The sequence below is a fragment of the bacterium genome, from assembly GCA_040753555.1.
Lineage (GTDB): Bacteria > UBA9089 > UBA9088 > UBA9088 > UBA9088 > JBFLYE01.
The window spans coordinates 1-3,442 of the sequence record JBFMDZ010000213.1 but is presented as its reverse complement, the minus strand read 5'-3'; the positions used below and the strand labels follow the sequence as shown (position 1 = coordinate 3,442).

The following is a 3,442-nucleotide window of genomic DNA, read 5'->3' as shown; positions in this document are numbered from 1 at the left end:
AATTGAAGAATGGAATTATACATCACCATCTGGAGAGATTCGGAATGTTCAAATAACAGATATAACAGGGGATGGTAAAATGGATATTATTGTATCAACAACTACATCGCTATTTATTATTAGCCAGATTATTACCCCCCCTTTAACCTATATCTTAACCGTTACATCTATTAACCCTAATAGTGGTGTCAAGATTACCGTAAGTCCAAATGACAATAATGGTCAAGGAAGTGGCTTAACCACATTCACGCGGACTTATAACAACAACACTGTGGTAACCCTGACAGCACCCTCAACTGCAGAGGGTAATAACTTCCAGAAATGGCAACGGAATGGTATAGATTACTCATCTACCCAGACCACCAATGTGACAATGGATGCAATCTACACAATGACTGCGGTGTATGGAACGACATCAGAAGAACCAATAGATTTTGGCCCATTTTGGATATATCTTACTATTCCCTCTGGAAAGGTAGACTTGAATTTTGCTACAGAGGAAGACTTTAAGTGTCTCAACATAGGAATTGGAGATGAACTTGCAAGGAGTATTGTTCAATATAAAGAGACACATCAAGGGTTTAAGTCTGTAGAAGAAGTGAAAAAAGTAGCTCAGATTGGAGATGAAATAGCTGGCGAACTCAAAAAAAAATCTATTGTAAATGGGATTTCCATCGGAGGATTTTTTATTGGCATAAAGGATGTGTATTATCAAGAAAGTGGAGAGAAAAAGTCTATTAAGGTTAATGCGAGAATTTTCCTTCCAATGGTTAATGGAGAACCTTTAGGAATGTTAGAAATTTCTGGCTTGAAGGTAAGTGTTACAGGATTAAATATTGATTCAGTGGAATTTGATAGTATTAAATACAAATCACCTACAAAGATAAATATAAATTTGGCTAGCAAAGAAGAGATAATGACCCTTCCGGGTATTGGGGAACAAATTGCTCAAGCGATTATAGAGCATCGTCCATATAGCCAAAAAGAAGAATTGAAAGATGTTCCTGGAATTGGACCCGAAAGATACGATAACATAAAAGACCTTATATTTGCTCCTGCATTTGATATTTTTGGCTTTTTGAAAATTACGATAGGTGGTATTGGACTTGAGCTTAAAAAGGATGAAGTTAAGGTAATGTTAAGTGGGAAGATAGAGATTCCCCTTATTGGAGGTGCTAATGTTGAAGAACTTTGGATTTCTTCAACCGGGCAGATAACCGTGGAAAAGGCTGAAATATCTCTCGCTAAGTTCAAGATAGGCGATTTTGAATGTGGAAGTCTGGAGCTTGGCTTTGGTAAAGATGAGCTCTCTGGAAGTGCAAAGATAAAGATTCCCAATGTAGGGGAGGGAATTGACCTTAGTCTTCGCCTGGATAAAAATGAGTTTGAAGCAAGGCTTAAAGTGGGTGTAGTCCTTCCTATAGGAGCAACAGGATTTTCATTAAAAGACCCAAGGGGACATTTGAAGATTCCACGCACCTATATTGGATTAGCTCAAAAATACAATCTTTCTATCTTGGAGGAAATAAAGCCAAAAAGATATGAATATGGAATTCCTTGGTGGTATTTAGAGAAAGGGAATAAAAAGCTTAGGATGGCATTAGAGGCAAAAGGGGTGAGTATTCAGGAAATATTAGTAAGAAATGAAGGAGAAGTAGTAGTTGGTCTGGGTGGAACATTGGTTCCTACTCCACCTGCTAATTTAGCATTGGAAGCACTGGTTGATATTGAGGTTTCAAGTATAGGCTATATAGATGGCAAGGGTGGGGTAAAAATTGTTGGTTTTAACCTTGCAGAGATTCATATAGTCTTATATGTGCCAAAAGACCCTTATTCAAATGAGATTATTCTTCATCTTCAAGAAGCAAGGCTAAATATACCTTTTGATGGATATGCAAAGATGGAATTAAAGGTTTATGAAAATATGAATTTTGATTTTGCGGGAACTGGAGAACTTAGTGTTCATCTTGAAGGGGACATCCCATTGATTGCTCATTATGATTTCTACCAACCATTAGGAACGGTAAATATTACATACCAAGATGGGGTGTTAAAAGGTAAAGTATGGATAAAGATAGTAATTCCTGTTATTAACTACACACTCTTTGAAGGGACGGCTACAGTAATTGTTAGCTCTGAGAAAATTTCCCTTGTAACGACCTCTCCATCTAATCTTTATACTCAAGAAGAGGAAAACTATATTAAGTTTACAACAGTATTCCCCAATTCAGAGCTTGGCACTAAAACATATGTCTGGTCTTCTAAGGCTATTAGAGCCGACAAAGGAGGACAAATCGTTCTTCCTGATGAAACGATGGTAAGCATTCCTCCAAATGTTCTGCCTAATGATGTTTCTATTTCAATCAATCCCTTAATTCCTGAAGGCAAAATGGCTCTCGTAGAAGATGCTAATAAATGGGCAAAAACTAAAGGGATTATTCTTATTCCATCAACTACACGGCTAATTACCTTAAATGATGTCTATAGCGGAAGTGAAACCCATCAATTTAATGGAGAAATTTATATTACCATTCCTTACTTATCTCAATATCTTGGTAATTATATGCTTAAAAAAGAGAATTTAAAGTTGCTATGGTTAGATGAAAATAACCGTAAATGGGAATTGATTCCTGATTCTGGAAGTTTACCATATAAAGATGCAGTTTATGGAAGGACAAATCATTGTTCAATATTTACTATAGGAACATGGTTTTCTCAAAATTTAAACAATATCCTCGTCTATCCCAACCCATTTGTCCCTTATGACAATGACAAGGATAATGGCATTCCCTATAATGGCTCATCGGATTCGGGGATTACCTTTAAGGGATTGACCGAAAATGCAGAGATTAGGATATTCAATCTTTTTGGGACATTGGTAAGGGAGGTTTCTCTTACAAGCCAGGGAACTTGGCAATGGGATGCGAGAAATCAAAATAATAAAGAGTTGTCAAGTGGGATATACATCTATGTAATTACAAATAACAAGAAAGAGAAGGCAACGGGTAGGATTGCCATTGTGAAATGAAAATGAAATTGCTTTTAGTAATTGGCTTAATAGCATTTTCAAGCTATGGAATTGATGAAAACGCCGGAATATCAGGGGCACAATTTCTAAATATTGGGGTTAGTGCAAGGGCAAGTGGAATGGCTGGTGCATATTGCGGGCTGGTAGATGATGTTGATAGTATGTATTGGAATCCAGCTGGTCTTTCTAAAATAAAGAAAAAACAGATAGGCTTGACGCATAATAGCTGGTTTAATTCAGTAAATTATGAGTATTTTGCAGCCATTATGCCCTTTGGAAATCAGGGGATAGGAATCGCCCTTTCCTTGCTCAATTCCTCTCGTATAAAAAGGACTACCGTTTCAAACCCTAGTGGTGATGGCTCTTCCTTTGATGCCTGTGATTATAGCCTTACCGGCTCATATGGAAAAAATA

At 37.0% G+C, this 3,442-nt stretch carries 2 protein-coding genes; both read left to right on the top strand.

The genetic code is table 11. The features are described from left to right. On the top strand, positions 1-3,028 hold a 3,028-nt coding region (locus tag AB1630_11460), incomplete at its 5' end, for a helix-hairpin-helix domain-containing protein (GenBank protein MEW6104410.1). Positions 3,029-3,030: 2 nt separating this feature from the next. Further along, positions 3,031-3,442, top strand: a 412-nt coding sequence (locus AB1630_11455; GenBank protein ID MEW6104409.1) for a UPF0164 family protein, incomplete at its 3' end; no start/stop codon positions are given.